21 protein-coding genes and 3 pseudogenes are annotated in these 23,316 nt (G+C 57.3%); 14 read left to right on the top strand and 10 right to left on the bottom strand.

What is annotated here, in order from left to right:
• Positions 1-110: 110 nt before the first annotated feature.
• Complete coding sequence (locus RBH20_RS09985) at positions 111-1,334, top strand: glycosyltransferase (protein WP_306708143.1); 1,224 nt, start codon at positions 111-113, stop codon at positions 1,332-1,334.
• 291 nt (positions 1,335-1,625) lie between these two features.
• Here the strand turns inward: RBH20_RS09985 and RBH20_RS21330 are convergent, their stop codons facing one another.
• Together RBH20_RS21330 and RBH20_RS09975 are read right to left on the bottom strand one after the other, a co-directional pair.
• Positions 1,626-2,819, bottom strand: coding sequence for a glycosyltransferase family 4 protein (locus RBH20_RS21330; protein WP_373567964.1), 1,194 nt, complete (start codon positions 2,817-2,819; stop codon positions 1,626-1,628).
• A gap of 11 nt (positions 2,820-2,830) precedes the next feature.
• A complete protein-coding gene (locus RBH20_RS09975) occupies positions 2,831-3,067 on the bottom strand; it encodes a hypothetical protein (RefSeq protein WP_306708140.1) in 237 nt (78 codons plus the stop codon).
• Positions 3,068-3,172: 105 nt separating this feature from the next.
• On the opposite strand from RBH20_RS09975, the gene RBH20_RS09970 reads away from it, so the two are divergent.
• The 4 genes and pseudogenes from RBH20_RS09970 to RBH20_RS09955 all read left to right on the top strand — a co-directional run.
• Complete coding sequence (locus tag RBH20_RS09970) at positions 3,173-4,462, top strand: hypothetical protein (RefSeq protein WP_306708138.1); 1,290 nt, start codon at positions 3,173-3,175, stop codon at positions 4,460-4,462.
• 24 nt (positions 4,463-4,486) lie between these two features.
• Positions 4,487-5,995: a flippase gene (locus RBH20_RS09965; protein ID WP_306708136.1), complete on the top strand. Its 1,509-nt coding sequence runs from the start codon at positions 4,487-4,489 to the stop codon at positions 5,993-5,995.
• A gap of 5 nt (positions 5,996-6,000) precedes the next feature.
• Positions 6,001-6,411 (top strand): annotated as a pseudogene (locus tag RBH20_RS09960) (IS1595 family transposase); the annotation flags it as partial.
• 134 nt (positions 6,412-6,545) lie between these two features.
• Positions 6,546-6,766: pseudogene (locus tag RBH20_RS09955) on the top strand (UDP binding domain-containing protein); the annotation flags it as partial.
• Between the two features lie 38 nt (positions 6,767-6,804).
• On the opposite strand, the pseudogene RBH20_RS21325 reads toward RBH20_RS09955, so the two are convergent.
• The 4 genes and pseudogenes from RBH20_RS21325 to RBH20_RS09940 form a co-directional block, all read right to left on the bottom strand.
• A pseudogene (locus RBH20_RS21325) lies at positions 6,805-7,322 on the bottom strand (cell division control protein Cdc6); the annotation flags it as partial.
• 58 nt (positions 7,323-7,380) lie between these two features.
• The gene (locus RBH20_RS09950; protein ID WP_306708134.1) at positions 7,381-7,809 is read right to left on the bottom strand and encodes a hypothetical protein; all 429 of its coding nucleotides are present in this window, start codon (positions 7,807-7,809) and stop codon (positions 7,381-7,383) included.
• A gap of 70 nt (positions 7,810-7,879) precedes the next feature.
• The gene (locus RBH20_RS09945; protein WP_306708132.1) at positions 7,880-9,295 is read right to left on the bottom strand and encodes a DUF4330 family protein; all 1,416 of its coding nucleotides are present in this window, start codon (positions 9,293-9,295) and stop codon (positions 7,880-7,882) included.
• A gap of 183 nt (positions 9,296-9,478) precedes the next feature.
• Complete coding sequence (locus RBH20_RS09940; RefSeq protein ID WP_306708130.1) at positions 9,479-9,853, bottom strand: hypothetical protein; 375 nt, start codon at positions 9,851-9,853, stop codon at positions 9,479-9,481.
• A gap of 1,344 nt (positions 9,854-11,197) precedes the next feature.
• Here RBH20_RS09940 and RBH20_RS09935 point away from each other — a divergent pair.
• From RBH20_RS09935 to phoU, 8 genes are all read left to right on the top strand, one after another.
• Positions 11,198-11,956: a helix-turn-helix domain-containing protein gene (locus RBH20_RS09935; RefSeq protein WP_306708128.1), complete on the top strand. Its 759-nt coding sequence runs from the start codon at positions 11,198-11,200 to the stop codon at positions 11,954-11,956.
• 108 nt (positions 11,957-12,064) lie between these two features.
• Positions 12,065-13,768: a hypothetical protein gene (locus RBH20_RS09930; RefSeq protein WP_306708126.1), complete on the top strand. Its 1,704-nt coding sequence runs from the start codon at positions 12,065-12,067 to the stop codon at positions 13,766-13,768.
• Positions 13,769-14,240: 472 nt separating this feature from the next.
• The gene (locus RBH20_RS09925) at positions 14,241-14,954 is read left to right on the top strand and encodes a hypothetical protein (RefSeq protein WP_306708124.1); all 714 of its coding nucleotides are present in this window, start codon (positions 14,241-14,243) and stop codon (positions 14,952-14,954) included.
• 56 nt (positions 14,955-15,010) lie between these two features.
• A complete protein-coding gene (locus tag RBH20_RS09920; protein ID WP_306708122.1) occupies positions 15,011-15,559 on the top strand; it encodes a hypothetical protein in 549 nt (182 codons plus the stop codon).
• 255 nt (positions 15,560-15,814) lie between these two features.
• Positions 15,815-15,943: a hypothetical protein gene (locus RBH20_RS09915; RefSeq protein WP_004957274.1), complete on the top strand. Its 129-nt coding sequence runs from the start codon at positions 15,815-15,817 to the stop codon at positions 15,941-15,943.
• Between the two features lie 159 nt (positions 15,944-16,102).
• Positions 16,103-17,434, top strand: a complete 1,332-nt coding sequence (gene trkA, locus RBH20_RS09910) for a Trk system potassium transporter TrkA (protein WP_306708118.1) — start codon at positions 16,103-16,105, stop codon at positions 17,432-17,434.
• A 57-nt stretch (positions 17,435-17,491) separates the two neighbouring features.
• Positions 17,492-17,803, top strand: coding sequence for a hypothetical protein (locus RBH20_RS09905; protein WP_306708116.1), 312 nt, complete (start codon positions 17,492-17,494; stop codon positions 17,801-17,803).
• Between the two features lie 126 nt (positions 17,804-17,929).
• The gene (gene phoU / locus RBH20_RS09900; protein WP_004591593.1) at positions 17,930-18,610 is read left to right on the top strand and encodes a phosphate signaling complex protein PhoU; all 681 of its coding nucleotides are present in this window, start codon (positions 17,930-17,932) and stop codon (positions 18,608-18,610) included.
• A gap of 283 nt (positions 18,611-18,893) precedes the next feature.
• On the opposite strand, the gene radB is transcribed toward phoU, so the two are convergent.
• Together radB and RBH20_RS09890 are read right to left on the bottom strand one after the other, a co-directional pair.
• Complete coding sequence (gene radB / locus RBH20_RS09895; protein WP_306708114.1) at positions 18,894-19,604, bottom strand: DNA repair and recombination protein RadB; 711 nt, start codon at positions 19,602-19,604, stop codon at positions 18,894-18,896.
• A gap of 42 nt (positions 19,605-19,646) precedes the next feature.
• Entirely contained in the window at positions 19,647-20,486 is an 840-nt protein-coding gene (locus RBH20_RS09890; RefSeq protein ID WP_306708112.1) for a hypothetical protein, read from the bottom strand.
• 187 nt (positions 20,487-20,673) lie between these two features.
• Between RBH20_RS09890 and RBH20_RS09885 the strand changes: the two genes are divergently transcribed.
• Entirely contained in the window at positions 20,674-21,438 is a 765-nt protein-coding gene (locus RBH20_RS09885; protein ID WP_306708110.1) for a hypothetical protein, read from the top strand.
• Between the two features lie 2 nt (positions 21,439-21,440).
• Here RBH20_RS09885 and larC read toward each other — a convergent pair whose 3' ends face one another.
• A complete protein-coding gene (gene larC / locus RBH20_RS09880; RefSeq protein WP_306708108.1) occupies positions 21,441-22,766 on the bottom strand; it encodes a nickel pincer cofactor biosynthesis protein LarC in 1,326 nt (441 codons plus the stop codon).
• 46 nt (positions 22,767-22,812) lie between these two features.
• Positions 22,813-23,229, bottom strand: coding sequence for a universal stress protein (locus RBH20_RS09875; RefSeq protein WP_306708106.1), 417 nt, complete (start codon positions 23,227-23,229; stop codon positions 22,813-22,815).
• Positions 23,230-23,316 lie beyond the last annotated feature (87 nt).

The raw sequence follows: 23,316 nt of genomic DNA, 5'->3' as shown, positions 1-23,316 counted from the left end.
GCCCGCGCTCCACCCCGGTGCCGACGACGCTCACCGGTGCTCGCCGATCTTGTCTCTGTTCCGTTCCCTGTGGAAATGAACCGAGATATCGAGGTGGTCACGTGATGTTCATGAAGCCACTCGCGGAGTGTCGGGCAGTCTTGTTCGTCAATCAGCAGATCAAGTACGACCCGGCGACCGACCAGTACAGTTCGGACTACACGAACCTCATCGACTTCCTTTTTAAGGCCAGCAGCGTTTTCAGGGAACTCCACATCTGTATGCCCGTCGGGGAGGGTAGCGGGCAAACGACGCTCGACCTACCCGCGAATGTGCGCATCATCCATCTTCCGTTCTACCATGGTCCGACTGACCTCCTCCAGTCAATCCATCGTGTGGTGCCACGCCTCCTGCGTATCGTCCAGTCCGAGCCGGTTCGTCAGGCTGACATCATTGGAACGGTCGCACCGAGTACGCTTGGCGCGATTACCGTGCCTATCTCCTACTACGTCTACGGGAAACCCCATTTCCTGCTTATGAGAGGGGACAAACGCAAGACGGTCGCGGCCAGAACCGACGGAGCACTACTGCGTAGCCTGCTGATCGAGACGCCAATCAAGGCGTACGACCAGCTCTTCGGACGGATGTCATTCAACGATGACGTCGTGTTGCTGACGATTGGCGACCTCTCGGACGCTATCGGGGGCTACGGCTACGACGCCGACAGCGCCCACGTAATCACACCGCTGGTCTCCGAGGAGTTGCTTGTTGATGAACCAACCGTCTCCGACCATGCTACAGACCTGCTCTACGTGGGCCGGCTCTCCGAGGAGAAGGCAATAGACGACCTGTTGCGTGTCTTCCGGAGACTCAACATGAGAGGCGATACGGTCCACCTCCACATTGTCGGGTCCGGGCCGAGTGCCACCCAGCTCAAGCAGTTAGCAGCCCAGTTGGGTGTCACCGACGCGGTAACATTCCATGGGTTTATTCCGAAGGGCCCCGACTTGTGGGCATACTACGATGACGCGGATATCTTCGTGTTGCCCTCACGAACGGAGGGGCTTCCTCGAGTCATCGCGGAGGCGATGGCCCGTGGCTTACCGGTCGTCACGACGGCAGTGGGTGGGCTCCCCGAGCTAATCAACCATGGTCGAAACGGTATGCTGGTTGATCCGAGGAACGTTGATGCACTCATGGACACCATCGAAACAGTGCGGGGGGACGCTGATCTTCGGTCTCGTCTCGCGAAGGAGGGACAAAAAACTGCGGCACAGTTGACTTTCGAAGCGAACAGACAGCGACTGCTGGAGATTCTCTCAACGGAGCTCTGCACGTCGGGTACTCAGAGCTGAAGCTTGGAAGTACAGGGCTCTATTCGCATCTCTTACAGAGCGTGAGACGGTGGATAGGTCTTTTATAAGTTGGTGGGTGAAACCGGCGTATCAAGACCGCTGATGTATGAAATCGACCTCCGATGAGTCAGTAGTGAAACTGTCCAGTTGAGCGAGTTTGAGAAATGAGGAGGTCGTAGTGAGTTCTATCCATGAAACTCGCTGACCTTCTCAGGGAAACATTAGAAAAGGATAGACAAGACGTAGAACGAGCGCACCCCGACACCCATAGTCCAACGGCCACGTTGGCTCTCAGGAATCGCACAGTTCGGGGTACGTGTCCGACAGCACGTGTTCGATTGCCTTTACCTGTGTTTCAGCTGTGAACTGACTAGCCCGTGCCACACCACGTCTGACCAATGTCCTCCAATACTCCTCGTCAGTTCCCAACCGGTCCAGTGCATCGACCAGTGCGTCGACGTCTCCCACGTCGTAGGTGATGCCGGTTTCGCCGGCGAGCAGTGATGGGATATTCCCGACCGCACTCGCAACGGCCGGACAACCCCGAGCGAGCGCCTCGGGGATGGTCTTGGGGGAACCTTCACTGCTCGATGGAAGTACGAAGATGTCGGCACGGTCATACGAATCATATACGTTATCATGGCTCACGTATCCCGTGAACCTCACGTCCTCCGCAATACCGAGATTGTTGGCCGTCCGTTCGAGTGCCTCCCGGTAGGGACCGTCACCGACGACTTCGAACTCGTACGCACGTGGGTGGGGGCGGAGTTCGGCCATCGCCTTCAAAACATCCTGTACGCGTTTGTACTTGACAAGGCGACCGAGATAGAGCACTTTGATTGGGTCCTCGCCATCTGGATAGGTCCGTGTGTCCGGGGTAACGATGTCGTCACGATTGACGAGCGAGGGAACGATCGACTCAATACATCCTGCTAGCTCTTTATATTCCTGTTTCAATTTATCACCGGCTGTAATAACAGCACTGTCCCGAACAATACGATTCACTGCCCGATCCAAGTACTGGGTCCACAGGAGTGCGACTACTCTTATGATTCCTTCGTGTCCAGCGAGAATTTCGTTGATTATGTTTCCACGGAGGTAAATGACTACAGGAATATTGAACGAGGAGGCTACTGAATACACAGCCTGCCCGAAAATATCCGTTGTCGGAATTAACACAAAATCCCAATTCTGATGATGATTTTTGAATGCCTGCCAGATATCATATAATAGAGGTGGCAGTTCGAGAGTTCGGAAAGTCCATGGGTTCGTCCATTGGTGGAGGGGAATAACATCAAATGCCGAGCTTACATTAATAGAACCAGTTTTCTGTCCCGGAACAACTGGTGAACAGATATCAATCTGCTTGAAATAACCCTCCCAACGCTGGTACAAATTTAATACACTCCCATCAGTTGTGTACTGGCCGTTCGCCCGATACAATGTATTCGGGTTAAATATCCCGACATGTAAAGAGCCAATCATTCTGTAGAAGATCACATATAGCCCATATCCACAAGCCACTCTTCCATCTCCTCCTGTTTCTCCTCGCTAATCCGTGTCGCCCCGAACTCGCCAGCGTAAGTGCTCATTTGCACGTTCGCGCCATTATCCGGACATAAGCCATTGTCGTAGACACGCTTGAGATTCGGGAGGGCCCCGCCTTCAAGCCAGCCGCGGAGAAAATCCCAAGTTGCACCATCAAGTCCTATTAATGCGATCCGCTCAGTCATATGACGCTATCTACAGCCACACTACTTGAGGATTTGCAAGTAGCTTCGGATTCATAGCATCAAAAACAACAACGTTTACACTCATTGTCCCTTCCAAAGTAATAGATGCTACTGTCCCTGGAATTAGTACTTGGAATACTCTTTGTCATCCTTTCTGGACTGATTGTCTTGAGTTCCAGTGGATTCTTTGGCTTCGTTTCCCCCACAGGAATCTTTTATGGATTATTTGTCGTCTTTATATACGTTGGGACAATTCTCATCCACTACGGTGTCACATTATGGTATGCGGTTCCAGTAGAAAGCCATCCTCTCATTCTGGGCGGCGCAATTTTCGCGTTCGCACTCGGGACAGTCGCCCCTAATTACCTGCTGGAGTTTGAACCATTCAACGAGACCCGAAAATATGCAAGCAAAGAACCGGTAATGTATACAAATCGTAATGTGAACAAATATGTTCTGGCGCTAATCTGCGTACTAATATTATGGATTGTAGCCGTGTATCTACGTTCCGGGTCACCACTGCTGTCTACTATTTCATTCCGGGCTTGGGCTGCCACTCACTCTTGGTCGTTGGTCGGTATCACACTCTTCTTGCCGTTTATTACTCTCCTCACGCTGGTCTATGGGTACGCACAGCAGGACTCGCTCATATGGTGTGCCGGAATCATCGCACTCATTACTACCTTGACGTTCATGATATTGACCTCTCGGCGGTATCCAGTACTTGACTTTGGAATCTGGACTATTTGCCTAATATCCTATTTGCGATTCAGGAGTTACTCCGAGATGACGCGTATACTGTTAGGGAGTGCACTGGTCGTCATTCCATTCTTTCTTGGAATATCGCTCATCCGGAATCCACGGCCTGGGGCGTTCGAAAATATACTAATTGCGAGCGCGAGACAGATTCGAAATCGGATTTTCTTGTCGGAGGCAACGAGTGTGAATTACATTTTAACTGCATTCCCGAGAACGCACAGATACTTTGGGATAGAATTCTTTCTGGATCGACTTGTTTCAGTCTTACCCGGGTACGGACACAGCCAATCATTCGGCGAGGAGTTGTATGATACGGTGTTTGCTGGGGACGGTGGATTTCTCCCACCTACATTTATCGGCAAGCTGTATTTTTCCGCCGGTAAGCTTGGTCTGGTTGGCCTCTTCGCTTGGGGCGTTCTTTTACAAACCACGTTTATCGCGTTCGTTCGAATACAGAAGACACCACTGACAGTGGTGTTATTCGCGGTGGTTTCGGGCCTGCTAGGACGGAGTTTGATTCAGGGCTTCCTCTCTCCCATCAATAGAATTAAATACGTGTTTATCCTTATTTTTCCATTGGTACTGATAGCTTTTAAGCTGCCTGAGGTGAAATTAGTTATGCGAAGTGAACAGTGACCGCTTCCGTGATTTTCAGCCATTATGACTAATAAAACCGACGACACGGCTGAATCTATCGGGGATTCCTTGCGCGATATTCTGACGGGGGCAGTGATTTCTTTCTTTGGACTTGCCGTGATGCGGCTTGCTGGGCTCGGCGAGAAGGTCCTGATTGCTCGGTTCTTCAATCCAAGTCGCTATGGGCAGGTTATCTTGGTGATATCGCTTCTGAGTATGGTTACAATCTTCGGGTCGCTAGGGCTTCGAACCGGTGTGGTTCGATACTTATCTCGACACGACACTGAAACCGATCAGCTTGGAGTCGTTACCGCGTCGGTCCGTTTAGCTGGGATCGCGAGCGTCGCGGTTGCAATACTCTTGTTTTTATCTTCCGATATTATCTCCAAGCATATTTTTAATGACCCTCAAATGGGTCCCCTACTGAATATAGTCGCTGTCGGCGTACCATTAGCCGTTCTCGGTCAGCTCGGTGCCTCGGTTGCCCAAGGCATGAAAGACGCGAGATCGAAAAGCCTCATCGAGAATATTTCATTTCCGATCTCACGGGTCATGTTCATCGGTGGCGCAATCGTTCTCGGGTTCGGAACGATTGGCATCGCGTGGGCATACGTTGGCGGGTATGCATTCATGGCCCTCCTCAGTGCAGCCTACGTGTATATTGTCTTCGGGATCCCTAACGCGTCCGACGTTGAATACACGAACCTACTGAGGTTTTCGCTCCCGCTGCTATTCGCTAATAGCATGTCGTTCATCAACAGTTCGTTGGACACGATTCTAATCGGCGCGTTCCTTACCTCTGATCAAGTAGGTTTCTACGGTGCAGCATATTCATTAGGCAGGCTAATATTTATTGCACCAATGATTATGAACGTGATTTTCCCGCCAGTGATATCGGACTTGCAAGCAAGCGACAAAATGCAGGAGATACCCAAAATATACGCGATAGTCGCCCGGTGGACTGTCATTCTGACGTTGCCGGGGATGATTCTACTAGTAATCGAACCCGAAGTCTTTCTCCGCATCATATTTGGAAGCCAATATGTCTCCGGGTCGGTATCACTAGTGATACTGGCGCTCGGGTTCTTTTTCCACGTCAGTCTCGGGATTAATGGCGGGACTCTAAAGATGCTTGGTCAATCCGATTTCTTCTTATTCAGTACGCTGGTGAACGCCGTGATTAATATTGGTCTCAACATCTGGCTCATCCCTCGGATTGGGATAGTGGGGGCAGCAGTCGCGACAGCGGTGTCGTACGCTATCGGAAACTCGTTAGTCTCGATTCGGTTGTACAGGGACTATCAAATCACCCCGCTTACCACAGATAATTTGCTAACATACTTCGTATATTTCCCAATTATTGGCATATCGTACGTTGGGTTTGATTCGTTCCTCGGAGGGTTTGAACTGGTTCTCTCAGTCTATCTCTTTGCCCTGCTTGGGTTCTTAATAGCGTATTTCGTCTTTGGAATTCCCTCAGCGGAGGAGCGGCAGATTATCGACGAATACCGAAGCCAGGTGTTTAATCGTTAATAGCGTATCAGGAGGGCAAGCCGCCGCTGTTTATCATTACTGACCGCGGTTCCGGAGAGTCGTACGTTCCCCCGGCGAAGGCTGCCGATGAATCGACGATTCGACTCCGGCCTGGCAACCGTAAACAGGAGTCGGTGACCGTCTATACCGACGGCTTTCGGGCTTAAGAGTCACTTGATGAGGACGCTCATTTAATCCGGAGTGCGTCGTTTATACTGAGGAGAATATAAAGATAGAAAGGTATACCTCAACACCTGCGACAGCCACTTGTCGCTGGTGCGACGGTGGCTCTCGCCCCCGTGGTGTCTCCAAAGACAAGCTCACACCCCTACCTCAGAGCGTTTTAGTTACGCCAGCGTGTCTGTCGCAAATCTAGCGACGAAGCACTCAAAATTATTCTTCAAACCGCACTATGACGCGACCAACAGTTGCTTACCCAAGAGCGACTGTCTATATGCTGGAAGGTCTTTGCGTTCACGTCATACTCACATCAGACGACCATCGCGCGAAAAACTTGTCGAGCTCAATGCCGGTGAACGCCGGCATCTTTGTCGCAACGACCGAGATGCGCAAACGATTCACTGACGTGACGTACGCTGATAGTGCTGCTGCGGCATTAGAGGGGTCCACAGGGTGGTCGTAGTGACCGACTGGGACAAGTTCGGTGTACTTGATTCGGAGCTCGATGAGATGGCGGACCCCGTTGTTATCGATGAGCGGAACATCATCGAACGCCGAACTGGCATCACCTACGAGGGATTAACGTGGTGAGCACGCGTCGTCACGAGGTGTCGAACAGATCGAAGTCGCCGAGCGATGGCTGATCTGTCACACGCCCCGTCTACGAAAGCACGTTCCTCTCGGTGCTTTAGGATCGTTCACAGTTCCTCGGCTTCTATGGGATAAAAGGGATTTCGGTTTCCATCAGCGTATTTTTGACTTTCGCGATAACGTCTGTCGGAACGTGTAGTCGTTGCTGATTCCAACTACCCCGGACCTTATCTTTGAGAGTGACCGTTCACTCGTGCACGAGGCAGTTTATACAGAAGCGTGCGTCCACCTCCATATCGTCAATCTCGTCAAACACGACGATGTAGTGTCATCGGTCCGGTCTAATTGCCTGTAAGTTCGCCAAACGCGTCTCCGGTCCCGAGTCCCCGCTTTGGGAACCCAACTGGCGTGTTTCGGGAGCAAATCGTTGACGAGGCCACGAACGATCATGAACAGCGTCCGCCCACACAATTTATCGTATGAATCTGAAGATCTCAGCGGTCTCTTGCGTTGCCACCTTTTCACGAAGTACGTCTATAATGTATTCTCTGACCGCCGCGGCCTGATGGTGGTACTCTATGAAATACAGCAAGGAGCCTGGCTGTGTCGTAAGGTCAGGACGAGTCGTCTTCGGCAGGTTCTGACTCGTCATTGTCAGTACGCTTTTGTTCCGGCGGTTCTGGTGGCGTCAAGAGAGCGACTGCGAGTTCGTAGCCTCGCATCTCCGAAAGCGGGTCGAACACGTCCGCTGCAAGCTGTTCGAACGCGCGTCTCGCGACCGACCCCACGGTCGAGTGTCGCCATGCGTCTTCGATATGTGGGACGAGCCTGTCAAGTAGTGCTATAAATAGCCCAACGGCGTACGTCTCACGAAGGTCGATGACGATGACCTCAGGCTCAGGTTCCTTCGTGAGCCAACGGTAGCAATACGACTCCCGAAGGAACTCACTTGCACGGGCACCGATCACTTGCCCGACACCAGCGATCTGTGACCCGTCGCTAATCGTGCTGACTTTCTCTCCGACAACTTCAATAGGGCTCAACGACCCGGATTCCTCGGACATCCGATTATATATTGGTTCGAGCGATCCAAGATATCGTTTGTGATGTGGGTCAGAGGCCAACACTCACGACCGTCGCTTCGATAGTAATCGTCCCGAGATTGATTACAACTGTCGAGCCCTGTTGGACGGACTCGCCTTTGAACTGGACACCGCCTGTCGTTTCACGGACTCGGAGCTCTGTCGTGATGGTGACATCACGCAGATACGGGTGATCGACAACGTTGACGGAGCCGTTCTCGCCGGTCGTGATAATGATGGCCGGTTCAGTACTGACACGACTCACGCGAGCGACCGTCGTCCCATCACTGGTTTCGGTCATGCCGGGCCTGATCGCATCAGCCATGTCCACGCGCACGTCTGTCATCCGCAGAGTTACTGTCCGATTACTGAGCGTCCCACGTGGTTCGAGTGCGCCGACGCGTTCGATGGTGCCGGAGAGTTCGTAGCTCTCGGTCGAGACGGTGATGTTGTTCCCGCGCTGGACGGTGGTGCTGCCGAACTGTTGCTGACCGCCGCTTTCGAGCGTCGCCAGCGAGAGGCCGACAAATATACGTTTGCGGTCGGGGTTCTGTGTCGCGTACGTCGTGACCGTTCGCACCTCGGCTGCCTCGTACCCGGCAACAGTGGCGATGTCGCCGGCGGCGAGACGGTTAGCCGTCTCGGAGTCAACGGTTGTCTTGAGCAGCACGTCGGCAGTCGCCGACTGGAGACCGCTGTCGACTTGTTCGATGCGGCCATCGAACGTGTAGTCCTCGGCCGGGAGCGTGACCGTCTGGCCGCGTCGAACCTGGGTACCGCCGAACCGACGGTCGGATTGCTGTGTGTGGGTGTCGAGTTCGGCTTCGACAAAGACGGTCTGTTCAGTTGTGTTTCCAGCCGAGTATGCAGCCACGTCTTCGATGGTCGCAACAGTACGACCAGCGAGTCTGATCTCGTCACCGGGGGTAACGTCCCGGGCTTCGGCGGTGGACATGGTGTCCCTGAGAACCACGGTCGTGTCCTCTTGGGAGAGACTGTTGTCACCACCCACAGTGCGTACCTGACCGCTTACTTCATACCGACTTGTCGCGATAGTCAGTGGCCGGCCAAGGCGAGGGGGTGCATCCGCGTATATGAGGCTGTCACCGTCGGGTGTCCCCTGTAGTGTGGCCCGAAGGATGACGCGTGTCTGATCGTCCTGTGGTGTCAGGTGAACATCTGTGACGGTGAGATTCGAATTGCCGCCGGGACTGTACGTATCCCCTTCGGTGATTTCTGTGACGATATACGACGGTTGCGTCCCGAGATCGAGGGTGACATTGGTTGTATTCGGTTCCGGTGGCTCTGGCTCCGGCTGGAGAACGAGCGCAGCGCCTGCCACGACGACCACAACGACGAGCAGGACGGCCAGCGCATCAACAACGTTGACGAGACCGAAAAGGTTCCCATTCTCGTCGAGGAGGGCCGACGAACGACTATCTGCCATGCTGTAGGCATTTCCTCCGAGTGGTTTGGGTGTTTCGTTGTTCGCTGTGCCGTTTGGCCGCGGCCGTTCTCGACTCCGGACTGCATTGGATCACCCACGCTCGGAAGGGCGTCGATATGGCCCACCGATCGGTCATGATGCAGGCCATCAGGCCGTCATAACAATACCCACATAGAGGGTACACTACCCTCGTGCTCGCTCTAAAATCGCATCACGATCCTTCTTCGCACACGCTCGGCCACCGCGGTCAAAATGTAGCGTGTCCGGATTGACGGGGTCGCTCAAGAGGCCGCCACTTTCGACCGGGACATCCTCCTGTTCGATCTGGATGTAGCCGATAGTGATGCCTTTGTCGTAATCGACACCGATTATTTCCTTGACTGGAATCTCCCGGTCTTGGAAGTTCGAGCGGGCGACGCGCGTAATCACGATGTGGTCCTCGTAGACTGCCAGGGTACCATCCTGGAACTCGTAGACAACATCTGCGTCCGGATGCTCGGCCGAGGATTCGGTGCCTGCGGTAGTGTCGCTACGACGGCCCCAAGGGAGGTCAATCATGACACTCATGTACACATAGACGTTGCAAAAGCATTTGCCACAGCACTGTGGACAGAAGAGAGCCACTGGGACTGAAAGAGGCCTCAACTAGGTTACCGGGCGGCAAGGAGAACCTGTACGGGAAGCCCGATCCACCTACTGCTCATCCATACGCGCCCGAGTCAACGCTGCAACCTCGGAACGAAACGTTCAGATACTGATTTGATATGATCCGTGACACAACCGCCTGTACCCTTCTCGAACGATATCCTCAACAGTTCGCTCGTCGAAGGTCTGATGATCACTGCGTGCCCGCGCTATTGAGTTCAATCATAAGCTGTCGAAACCGCTAAAGCGTCGCGTAGTGGCGGCCCAGGTCTGATAAATCAGGGTGTCTGGGACGATCTCGTTGATCATGGTTAGGCGGTACGCGTCTCCGTCAGGGTTGTCACAGGTCTGTCAGACAGGCGGTACGGCTCTGGCATCGCATCAGAGCTATCGTAGACAAGATTCGGTCGTCGAAGCGAATCCGCCCCGACTGTTGAATTTCAAAACGCATGGCTGCCCCATCAACTATCTTGATAATCCACAGGTAGCTCTCGTCTCAAACGATTGAGAATGCTTCTTCGATCGCGCCCAGCCAACACGGTGAAGTTGAAGAGTCGGACAGTCTCACTCAACTGCTCGACAGCATATAGCTCCCGAATCCGTGTGACCTGCAAGGATGGAGTGAGTCAATTGGGACCGACAAATCGACCGAACACCGTCCTTTGTCGATCTGCGGGTGTCCAACCCAGGGCATTACCACCGGAACAAGGTTCATGAGTGCTGTCGAGCATGGCTAGATAGAGAAATATCCTGGTCAACGCATACTGTATCTGACCGGCTAACACGGCGGAATACGTAGGACAGCACCCTGCCCGGTGCCAGTATAAGAATCCAATGAAGCGAAACTTGTCCAGTTATTTTGATAGGTGGTGCAAGCCCAACGTTCCAACCCTAGGTGACGTCTTGCGATCCGTTCTAAGGTTGGAAATAGTTATTAATCTAAAATGTATCGCCACGGTGATTTCTGTTCTCCACGGAGCGCTCCGTTTGCTTACTTTCTGAGTGAACACCACCTACTTGGCCGTCTATTCTGCTTGTCTATGGGTATCTAGGGACTGCCGGCGACCCCTGATTCTATTCTACCGGCGGAGCCACCCAAGGTTGCCATAGAGAGATTTTCTATCAGACGATATCATGCTGTATCGACAGGCCGTCAAGCAATCGATTCCACAAAGAGGCTATTAATATAGTGTATCGGTGTTCAAATACTATCTGTATAGTGGGAATATCCTTGTGTGTGATCCGTTTGGTGTCCGTATGCGCAACACCGGCGACCAGGGGTCAGTGACCGAGGCGGACCAGCCAGTCGATGGCGCTGGGTACGGGCCGGCAAGCCCATCGGAGGCAGATGGGACGCCACGGGAGAAAAGTCTCGGTGTCGATCTCTGTCTGAGTCATCCGGAACTGATTCTGACCGATACAATCGAGAGCAGTCCGGACGTAACAGTCCGTCCGGAGGAAATGGTCAACGACGGCACGTCGAATTTTCTGGTGATCGAAGTCGCGGGTGAGAGCCTTGACCAGTTCGAAACAGACTTGCGGAAAGATAACACGGTGTGTGGGTCCCTTGTATTAGACTGGACAGAGACGAACCGTATCTATCGAATCGAGGTAGCCGACAGTGCCATTCAGGTCACGCCCTCGCTCGTCCGTGCCGGTGGCCGGGCGCTCGACATGGAGGGAACGGGTGGACAGTGGCTGGTGCACGCACAGTTTCGGTCGCGAGCAGCACTGTCGCAGTTCCGATCCGAGTGTTCTGAACGGAACATCACATTTAGACTTGACCGACTGTACTGGACTACCGGGGAGGCAAACGCCGGCGGCTGCGGATTGACCGCAGACCAGCAGGTCGCACTTGAAACGGCACACAGAGAGGGGTACTTCAACGTGCCTCGTGGTATCTCACAGGCTGAACTGGCGGACAAACTCGACATTTCACCATCAGCGATGTCACAACGGATTCGGCGCGGAATGGATCAGGTCGTCGGGTCGGAGCTCGGACTATCCGAAGAGTGAGTCGTTGGGACACGCAGGCAACTATCACTGAATTATCAAGTGTGAGTTGAAGTGACAAGGAGACTATGTGCCAAAAAGGATATTGTCCCGCTGTGACACCCGTACTGTATGAGACACCGAATCGTGAGCGTGATCTGCGCTTTACTCCTCCTCTTGACAGTCGCGTCTGTCTCCGTAGGTGTCGCTACCGCAGCGGATGCCGAGCAGTATACTGAATACACAACGACGGGCAACGAAACGATGCCAGCGATACAGTCGGTTGAGCCAACACAGGCTACCGCGGACGGGCCGAACGGGAACGCGTTCGTCTGGGAACAAATAGACGGCGAGCAGGCCAGTGGGTATCAGATCGCGGTAACAGTTACTTCACCACAAGAAAATCTCACGGTCTGTGCGCGTGCGAACGAGTCGGCGACCTGTACGTCGGTCAGTCCGAACGGAACTGCAGCTCTCAGGACCCCCGGAATGGCGGGACTCGATGATCTCTCTATCTCTCTCCGCAACACGAGTTCCAACGCCACGCTAGATACGCAGTCGGCGTCTTTGCAGCCGGTTCAGCGTGCCGGTGATATTGACGATGACGGGCTCAACAACAGCAACGAGGTGGCCCGAGGGACGAACCTCACTGGCGCTGACACTGACGGCGACGGGCTGCTGGACGGGACCGAGGTCCACCAGCACGGGACGGACCCAACGGCCGCAGACACTGATGAAGACGGTGTCACCGACAGGACTGAGATTCAACAGGGCACTGACCCACGTCAGGGCGACACGGACGGCGACGGGCTCTCGGACGAACGCGAACTGGCACTCGGGACGAATCCGACTGTCGCCGATACTGACAGCGATGGACTGTCCGACCAGCGAGAGGCGTCCGGCGAGACCGACCCTACCGACGCGGACACGGACAACGACGGCGTCGTCGACGGTCGGGAGCTGGAGGTCGGCACGAACCCGGTACAGGCCGACACTGACGATGATGAGGTCGCTGACGGAAGGGAGCTGGCCATAGGAACAGACCCGACGGTCGCAGACACTGACGGTGATGGGATAGCGGATGGGACAGAACTCGAGGCGGGAACCGCACCCACCGAGAGTGACACAGATAGTGACGGTCTCAACGACGGAAAAGAACTGGCGGCTGGGACGTCGCCGACCACCGCAGATACGGACGGTGACGGTCTCAACGATGGACGAGAGGTTTCGGACCTTGGGACGGACCCGCTCGCGGCCGATTCGGACGGTGACTTCCTGAGCGACCCGCAGGAAGTTGCCTGGGGAACGAACCCGAACAGCATGCTGACGCCAGCCTGGGTAACAAGTTCGCTTCTGGGGTTCCTGATCGGGATCGGGCTGACAGTCGCGGCGATCAGGCGTGGCTGGGTCACGAGGCTCTCCACAGTGGTCAGACTGGTCACATATCGCCGCCTCGAACTGGACCGGGAGATAATCGAGGTCAACCGTGAAATCGAGGCAACGGACAGGGTGGTCGAAGCTGACGGTGCAGACATTGACCTTGAGACCGCGGCTGAAGCCTTCGAGCAAGCCGACCGGGAACTCACCCCTGACGCGCAGCTCGTGAAACTGATGCTGCAAGTCGAGAACGGCCGTCTGCACCAGAGTGACATTGTTGAGGCGACGGACTGGTCGAAAGCGAAGGTGAGTCGTCTCCTTTCGCGGATGGTCGACGATGATGAGGTCGTAAAAATCCGTCTCGGCAGGGAGAACCTCATCTGCCTAGAGCGGGCAAAGCCCGCAGCGGCGAACTCACCCCATGCGGACGATATCAAGCCGCCGACGCCTGGCGGATAAGCCGGCTCACGGATCGGGGTAGCCGGGTTGCTAGTGGCATCACTGCACAGTGAGGGGTGAGTCTTCGCCAAACACACCTGTCCGCCGCTGTCACGATGGTCGGGAATCGGCCCATAACACCGTCCGGCAGAGGCAAACGTACGCTTCTTTCCCACTTTTATCCCTTCTAAGCCGGGAAAACGGTAGAACCAGCCGAAATTCAACATCTGCCACAGCACGTATCTGTACTTTTTCGAATACTAGTTGCTGTCGCAACGGTGAAACAATTCGGTATGGTGCGTGAAACAGTAATAGAAAGTAAGACCTTGGCAGAAAAACCGCAATATAGGCGTATTAGCGCTTTACGAGGTGATTCAATCGTATTATTTCCAGGGTAAGTCAGCCATTACCGGCCCGCTAAATCGGTGAAACAGTCGCAATCGGCGGAACAGTCGACCCAGTATATGTCGGGTGCTGGGGAAGGAGAGAGCACATGTCGATAGCTGAAACGACTTCCGAACCCACGGCAACCGAGGCTGAGGAGTCCGCGACAGACGAGTCGTCGTCTACGGACTCCCAATCGGACGACGAGCTCACCCGCGACGACCTCTTCCACGTTCTCCAGTGTCGCCGCCGCCGTCTGGTTCTCAAGTACCTCCACGAGCATCCCGGCGATGACCCGGCTGATATGAGCGACATCGCAGAACACATCGCGGCGCTGGAACACGACACGACGGTCGACTCACTCCGCTCGAAACAGCGCCAGCGCGTCTACATCGCGCTGTATCAGTCCCATCTCCCAAAGATGGACGATGCGGGTGTTATCGACTACAACCAGGACCGGGGACTCGTCGAAGCGACCGCGCTCGCGAACTCCTTCAACAAATATCTCGACGAGGAACCATCACTTCTGTCAGCGCCGACTGCAGAATCGACGCCGTCAGCCGAGTCTATCACTGAGCATGGTCGGACAGGTTCCCACACGTCGGCCGGTGAGCGGTGGTCAGGTCGGTATCTCGGGACCGCGTGTGTGGCACTGCTTGCGGTCGGTGGACTCGCACTCAGCGGGGCCACAGTGTCAGGCGTCGCAGTCGCGCTCGTCGTGAGCGTGGTATTTGTAGCACTGGCGGCGAGCCATCGGCTTTCACTGTCGGCACCGCAGTCGCTTGCTGACCGGCTACGTGCTGCTCTCGATACGGAGCAGTAAGCTACGTACTGGACAGATGTGTGCACACAGCGGTACATCCGAGGGGGCATAAGCCCATGCGACCGGCAGTGGGACTCGGCGCCGTCCTTGATACCGGGGAAACGTCTGCGCCACCAGACCAGACCGGCCTCGATGATGCGACGATATTCGATATTCTCGGTAACGAGCGCCGCCGCGTATGCTTACACTGTCTTGCCGAACACGAGACAGCGCTATCTGTCAGTGCGCTGAGCCAGCAGGTGGCGAACGTCGTCGCCGATGCAGAGACCGATAGTGACGAGCTCTACGACAGTGTCTATATTTCACTCTGTCAGACACACCTGCCCAAGCTCGACGCTGTCGGACTGGTAGAGTACGAGCAGGACCGAAAGCGGGTCCGCAAAGGCCCCAGATTCGATGCTATCAGAGATCAGTTCGAAGCGGCCCGCACAACCGAGGACCAGTCGAGCGACAGCTTTCGATCCGAGACCATCGTACGCGTCCTGACGGTGGCGATAGGCGCAGCTGCGGTCGTGAGTCCGCCGGCGGCCAGAACCGTACTGCTTTTCGGACTCGTTTCGGTCCACTGTCTCATCCTTATACTTGCGTCCACAATTGGTTACTAAGCCTGTCTATATCGCCGGAAGTAACACCCACACTAGCCAACGATGGATAGTAGTCACCTGTTACTATACTGAACAGTCCGTCAGGCGGCCGCTGCCTGTTGGACAGGGCCGCAGACGAAAGACCCGTGTCGCTATCGTGTCGCAGTTCTTGACGGCAATTGCCTGAATTTACCGGCAGAAGTGCGCGTCTACCGGGAAGATAGCGGGCGTAAAGAAGCATATAATCAAACGGTAGGGAGACAGAGAGAGTGTCGTATGACCGACTACGCCAGTATGCGAAAGGCGATCGAAGAGACGAAAGAGTCGTTCGATTCGGTCGAACGGTTCCAACGTCGGTCAGCCCTCTGTCCCTGGTTAGACGTGCCACTCCGAGATGAGCCGTAAGCGGGTCGCAGGCTACATGTTCACTGGCGGGTCGGCACTTGTACACGGCCGGGTTCGGTGACCTGTCCGCCCCGACGGGGCCGTCCCGCTGACCGGATGACAATACACTTCACCCATCGGTGGAAAGCTGATGCATATGAATCAGGCGGAGGCGCAGCCGTGTATATCGTAATCGTTGGCGCGGGCGAGGTCGGTTCGAATATCGCCGAAAGCCTCGCGGAAAGCCACGAAGTCGCCGTCGTAGATATCGACCCAGACCGTGTGGAGAGCCTGATGTACGAGGCCGACGTACTCGGCGTTGAAGGAGATGGCGCGGAACTCGACACGCTCGCGGAGGCCGGTATCGACAAAGCCGACGTACTCATCGCCAGCACCGACGATGACGAAACGAATATTGTCACTTGTGGGACGGCAGTAACGGCCGCCGACCCGTTCACCATTTCCCGCGTGAAGAGTGCGAAGTTCCTCCGGACCTGGGAGAAATCCGGGGGCGCCTTTGGCGTGGATCACATGGTTGCGACGAACCTGCTCACTGCAGAGAATATCGCCCGAGTAATCGGGCTTCCTGGCTCGCGCGACGTAGAAACATTCGTTGACGGACAGGTCCAAATGGGTGAGTTCGAGGTGCGTGCATCCAGCCCAATTGCGGACCAGACCGTCGCGGAGGCCGACCGCTACGAGTCACTGACCTTCGCTGCCGTGTTACGCGGTGACGAAGTCATTATCCCACGCGGAGAGACCGTTCTCAGAGAGGGCGATGACATCATTGTGATCGGCAGTTGCGAAAGCGTTCGTCTGTTTGCGACTGAAATCGCACCGGAGTCAAAGACGACGCAGAATGTCCTCATCGTCGGCGGAAGCGATGTTGGCTATCACACCGCACGACTGCTTCAGGATCGTGGCATCAAGCCGCGGCTCATCGAGCAAGACCACAACAGGGCGCGTGAACTCGCGGAGGACCTGCAGGGAACAACCGTGCTGGAGAGTGATGCAACGGATAGCGAATTCCTCGAACGGGAACACGTTTCAGACGCCGACGCCGTGGTTGCGACGCTCGACAGCGACGAAAAGAACCTTCTAGTGACATTGCTGGCCAAGCGACTCGGTGCAGAGCGAACCGTCGCCGTCGTCAACTCGGGCGAGTACGTTGACCTGTTCGAGGCTGTCGGCGTCGATGTGGCTGTCAATCCCCGCGAAACGACTGCCGAAGAGATTACACGGTTCACCCGGGAGTACGACGCAACAAAGGTTGCTATCATCGAATCCGACCGCGCGGAGGTGCTGGAAATCGAGATATCCACCGACAGTGTCCTCGCTGGGCGGCCGATTCAGGAGTCAGTACAGGAACTGCCGACCGGCGTGGTCATCGGGGCTATCAGCCGCGGCGGCGAACTTGTCATCCCTCGTGGTGACACCGTCATCGAACCCGGTGATCACGTCGTGGTGTTCGTCGACGCCGACTGTCTGGAAGCAGTCAACGACAAATTGTAGCCGTTCCGAAGAAGCCGTGCCCAAGGGACTAAGCTTGTCTCCCGCCTCAGCTAGTGTATGACTTCCGTTGCGGACCGTGTCGTACTCTCGTTTGCCCCCAGCACTGCCGATGGGGACCCGTGGTCCGGCGTCGATACCGAGTGGATCGCCGATGAACTCCGCGGAGACACCTATCAACAGTACCTCCGACGCACCCATGGCGGCCCGGTGGCCGTCGGCGAGGAGTGGGACGAGTTCGTAAGCTGTGGCTGTGCAACACCACAAGACGTGGTTCTGCGTGTCGAACGAGTTGAGGGCGGAACAGCACTTGGCGACGCAACGATTCTTGGGATTCATCCCCGTAACGACGCAGAGGCAGTGCTACAGTAGTCGTTTCTCGCTGTCGAGTATGGCTGTCCCTGCATAGCACGCCCGCTACTGCCGTCACGCCGGACGGTATCGGGAGATATTGGGAGAAGGGAAAGGCTGATGCATACCACCAGCACATTCCGGACTATGCCACGCGATTCCTATCAGGAGGGACTGAACTCGCTCCGCGAGGATGTCCTCTATATGTCAGAGATCGTCCTCGAGCGGCTACGCCTTGGGCTGGATGCGCTCGAACAGAAAGACGAAGAGATGGCCCGGGAAGTCATCGAAGGCGACCACGAAATCAATCAGCTGTATCTCGACCTCGAACAGGACTGTATCGACCTGCTGGCGCTGCAACAGCCGGTCGCGTCCGACCTCCGCTTTATCGCTGCGTCGTTCAAGATCATCACCGACCTCGAACGGATCGGTGACCTCGCCACGAACCTCGGCGAGTACTCGCTCACTGCTGAACGCGACGTGTTCCCCGAGGTCGACATTCAGGACGTCGCCGACGTGACCATCGAGATGGTCGAAAACGCCATGGAAGCCTACAGCGATCAGGACGCCGACCAGTGCTATACCATCGCCGACATCGACGACGAGGTCGACGAACGGTGTGAGGCGGCCTCCGAGACGGTCGTGCGCGACCTCATCGAGCGCGAGATCGACGCCGACTCCAGCGAAGCCGAGATAGAGCAACTGATGGCTGACGTCTCCCGGCTCCTGCTGACCATCCGGGACATCGAGCGGGTCGGGGACCACGCCGTCAACATCGCCGCGCGGACGCTGTACATGGTCGAGAACGACGACGACCTCATCTACTGAACCTTTTTCATCGTCGGGTCGCCGAAGGCGACCACTCCTCGAAAAACGTTCATGAAAAAGGCCGAGCACGGCACGCCGTGCTCGGTGAAACCGCGCTCGCTCCGCTCGGGCGGTATGCATCCTGCAGACCATAGCAGCACAAAACCGCGACAGCCACACGCCTCCCCAGCCGACTGCGTTGCTCGGCTCACTTCGCTCGCCTGTGCGACTCGTCCCTCGCGCTTGCGACGCGGCCGTCGCCGCGACGGCGCGCGCCTGAGTGCGTTGTCGAGTATCGAGCGACCTACTGCGGCGTTTCGGGCGTGTCGTCGCCCACAAGCCCTGAGTCGGTGATATGGAACTGGGCCGTGTCGCCGGCCGGCTTGGCGCGGTGTTTCTCCAGCGTGGCGCGTCGGTTGCCGCCACGGAACCGGTCCAGACGGACGATTGCGCCGGACCAGTGGTTCAGGGTGTGGCCACCAAGCGCCGTCGAGCGGTCACTCTCCGGGTCGGTAAACACCTGATTCGTGTACAGAACAGCGATGTCGTGTTTACGGGCCAGCGAGAGGAGGTGGGTAATCTGGCGGGCCACGTCCCGTAGTGTCTCGCCACCGTCTTCGTCGTCCCGCCGAAGCCGGTAGAACCCGGTCGCGCTGTCGAGGACGATGAGTTCGACTTCGGCAGCAAACTCAGCGGCGTCCTGGACGGCTTCGGTCTGTTCGTCGTAGTCCAGTGCCTCTGTAATAATGAGTCGGCCGGCGAGGTCGTCCACAGTCTGGGCCGTCCCGCGTGCGCGGCCGCTTGCGACCTGCTCCATCCGGTCAGCCGAGAGCCCTTCGGTGTCGATGTACAGCGCCGCGTCGCCGGCGGCGGCAACTTCCATCACCGCCGACAGCGCGAAATTAGTCTTTCCGGCCGCTGGCGGGCCGTACACCTGCGTGACCGCGCCACGCTCCAGCCCACCACCCAGGAGGTCGTCGATCGCGTCACACCCGGTCGGGACGTACTCGCTCACGGGCAGTGGTTGGGCAGGTTCGGGTAAAAACGCTCGCAACTCTCAGTCCCGGCGGGGGAGAAAACGGTCGATAGTTTCACTCACAGCGTCGGGGTCATCCAGTTGCTCATTCGCGAACCGCATGTCGAGGTCCCAGTGCCGGTGAAGCACAATCCCCTCGTCGGTAGTGCTGTAGCCATTGAATGAGTCCCATGTGGTGACTGTCTTACCGAATGGGATCGATCGCTCGATGCCGGCCCCACTGAGGGTGTAGGTACGTGCCTGGGTTCTATTAAACGGCATCGTCGCAACCGGGAGCAAAAACTGACCGACCGACCAGAGCCACGTGCTGTGTTCGGTCAGGAATACGACACCAGAACTCGCACAGCCAACGAGGAATACCGGAAGCATCGTTAGGACCAGCCGGTTCCGGGCGCGGTCGGGCCAGCCGGCGGTAAACGATTCGTACTCGGTTACGTCGGCTAGAACTACGTCAGTGTAGCGCGAGCGTGTAATGAAGCCCATCGCCAGACCAGGGACGACCGCAGCGAGCATTCCGAAAAAAAAGCCAACGAGCGCCAGAGCGCCGTATTCCGGCGCAAAAAAGAGTGCGCCGGTCGCATAGCTAGCTCCGAAAAGCAGCGGGAGCCAGCGGGCCTGTGATCCCCCCAGCGCAACCGCGAGACCGGGCCGTCGCCACGTCGCGAGCCACCCGAGGCCGGTGACGACTGCGACAGTCAGGAGCGCGACGATGTAGAGGGCAGCGTCGGCACCGACGCCACCCCAGACCGCAGTCGCCGTGACCGTCGGCGCGACGGCCAGCAGCGCAACGAACAGGCCAAGCACGAAGGCAAACATGCCGTCAGTGCTCCGGTCAGCCCGCTTGGCGGCGATTGTTGACATATCTCAGAAATGACTATGCTAAAATAAAAAATGGTCGACCTGTCTGCCTGTGGCGGGCCGGCATATCCAACGAGTACCGCCGCGACAGCATCGGTAGAGAGCGGAGCCCCCAACCATAGATAGCGGAGTCGGGATGGTCATCCTGACACGCCAGCACGCGTAAGTGAGTTGCGGAGTAATTACAGTCGTGATTGTCGTCGTCACCGAAGACTTCGAAGTGTACCACGGTGTCGTCAACGAGCTACGCGACCGTGGCGTGGCGTTCACGACCATGGAACCGGGTGACGAATGGCCCGAGGAGGCAGAGGTCGCGGTCATCGCGGCGGGGGAGTCGGTCGAAATCCCCGACGGTGTCGACCTCGTGCAGGCGGACCCAGATACACCGCGGCGTGCCGTCGAAGCTGTTATCTCGACGCTCCGGGGTGGCGACGGTCGCACCGTCATCGGTATCGACCCCGGAGAGCGGCCAGGCGTCGCGATTCTCCATGGCGACATGGTCGTCGCAGCGTTCCAAGTGCCCGCAGCGGACATCACCGAAATCGTCCGCGAGGAAGTCGAAGACGCGGTCGAACCAGTCGTGCGTATCGGCGACGGCGCACGACTTGTCGGCGCGCGCATCATCGACGAGATCCAGTCCGTGCCGGTCGAGCTGGTCGACGAAACGGGAACGACGCCGTATCTCGGCTCCGGTGCGCGCGGGATGGGTGACGTGCTAGCCGCGGTCAACATCGCCCGCCTCAACGGTGAGGAAATCGAAAGCCGAACCATCGAGCCGACCGCGGGCGAACTCCAGAAGATCAAGGATCGTTCGCGGGAGGCCAGCGATACAAACCGGGCGATCAGCGAGGAACTCGCCAGGCAGGTCGCGACCGGCGCGCTCACCGTTGAGGAAGCACTGGCCGAACACGGCAGTGACAGTTCGACCAGCGAGGGAGAACCTGACAACAGATAGCGCTACTCCTGTACCATCCGCTCGGCTCGTTGCATCACCTCGCGGACGGGGAGTCCGGTCGCGTCCGCGACGGCCGCGGCGTCGTCGTACTCCGTGCTCACGTCGAACACCGTGCCGTCGGTGTCGCTTGCGACCTTGACCGTGACCTCGAACTGCTCGCCATCAGCGGAGAGCACAACTGTCTCGTACTCCCGGTCGGCGACCCAGCGGTGGCCGGCCCCGGATTCGCGCACGCCGAGCGTCCCGGTCGCTTCGGCGAGGTGGCGCGCGACCCGTTCGGCGTCCTCCGGTCTGCAAATGACCTTGATGATGTGGCCGGGCCGTGACTTCTTCATCGTCGTCGGCACTATCGACACATCACGTGCGCCGACATCCGGGAGCGAGCGCTGGAGGTCGCCAAGCACCTCTGGCGGAGCGTCGTCGACGTTCGTTTCGAGCACCGTGATTTCGTCGCGCCGGAGCCGCCCCGCGCTATCGCCGACCATCGCTCGCAAGACGTTGGGGCGGTTGTCAAGGTTCCACCCGCCAGCGCCGTACCCCGACGCGTCGATGTCGAGTGGCGGGAGCGACTCGGTCCCGTCAGCGATGTGCGCGAGAATCGCCGCCCCGGTCGGCGTTACCAGTTCCTTGTCGATGGGGCCGCCCTGTAGCGACCAGTCCGCCTGCTCAGCGATTTCGACTACCGCGGGAGTCGGGACTGGATAGGTGCCGTGGCTCATCTCCACGGTGCCGCCCCCCGTCGCCAGCGGCGTTGTTACGACCTGCTCGACGTCGAGATCATCCAGCAGGAGACAGGCACCAACAATGTCGGCGATAGCGTCGTCGGCCCCGACTTCGTGGAAATGCGTGTCGTCGAGATCTGTCCCATGAACCGACGCCTCGGCCTCGCCGAGTATCTCGAAGATTGCCAGCGCGTCCGCGCTGACGGCCCCCGGCAGGTCCATCCCCTCAACGAGTTCGACGACCTCGGCGTACGTTCTGCTTGGGCCGTGACCCTCTGCGTGGGTGTGGTCGTGGTCGCCGTGGGAGTGAGAATGTGCGTCATCGTCCCCAGTGTGGCCGTGTCCCTCGTCGTGGGAGTGGGAATGCGAGTGGTCGTTGTGAGCGTGGTCGTGGGAATCGTCGCCATCACCGGCGGTGTCGGATAACAGCACTTCGACGCGCGTTGCAGCAATCCCGCAACGGTCCACTTCGGAGACGGCGTACTCGACATCCAGCACGTCCTCGATCGGCGACAGGGCTTCGCGGTCGGCCCCGGCAGCCAGCAGCGCCCCCAGAAGCATATCACCGGCCGCGCCCATCCGGCCATCGAAAGCGAGTGTTCGCATACCCGGAGGGTCAGACCGCGCCAGTAAAAGCCCTCTTGCTACGTCCTCAAGTCCGGCGGACGATGTGGATATCGTAGTCTTCGCCGTCTGTGACTTCGCCGATAGGGACGACGATGTCCTCGGTGTCGTCACTGCCGAGGAACACGACGCTGGCGTCGACATCGCGGGCGGTCTGTCTGATCGTCGTCGACAGTTCGCTGGTGGAGTGAGCGCTTACGTCGTCGTACCGGAGTTCGGAGTCGTCGGTCGCCTCCTCGATCTTGCGCCGGAGGTCGTCAGCGGCGGTTTCGGCGGCGAAGTCCTCGCTCGGGTCGACGCGGCGGCGGCGCTCGGCGTAGTTGGCGCCGGTCGGGATAAATGCGACAGCGACGACATCCTCGTCAAGCGAATCAGCGTAGGTGACGGCGCGGTCGAGCGCAGCATCTGCGAGCGGTGACCCATCGAAGGGAACAAGAAATACCATATCGGCGCTATCGCGTCCAGCCTTATGAAACGCGGCGATGGCGGCAGCCTGTGTCACCGGCACCCAGGCCGGGAGCTATTTGCCCCT

It is taken from the genome of Haloarcula sp. H-GB4, assembly GCF_030848575.1.
In the GTDB taxonomy this organism is placed as follows: domain Archaea; phylum Halobacteriota; class Halobacteria; order Halobacteriales; family Haloarculaceae; genus Haloarcula.
This window is presented reverse-complemented; position numbering and strand designations above follow the sequence as displayed.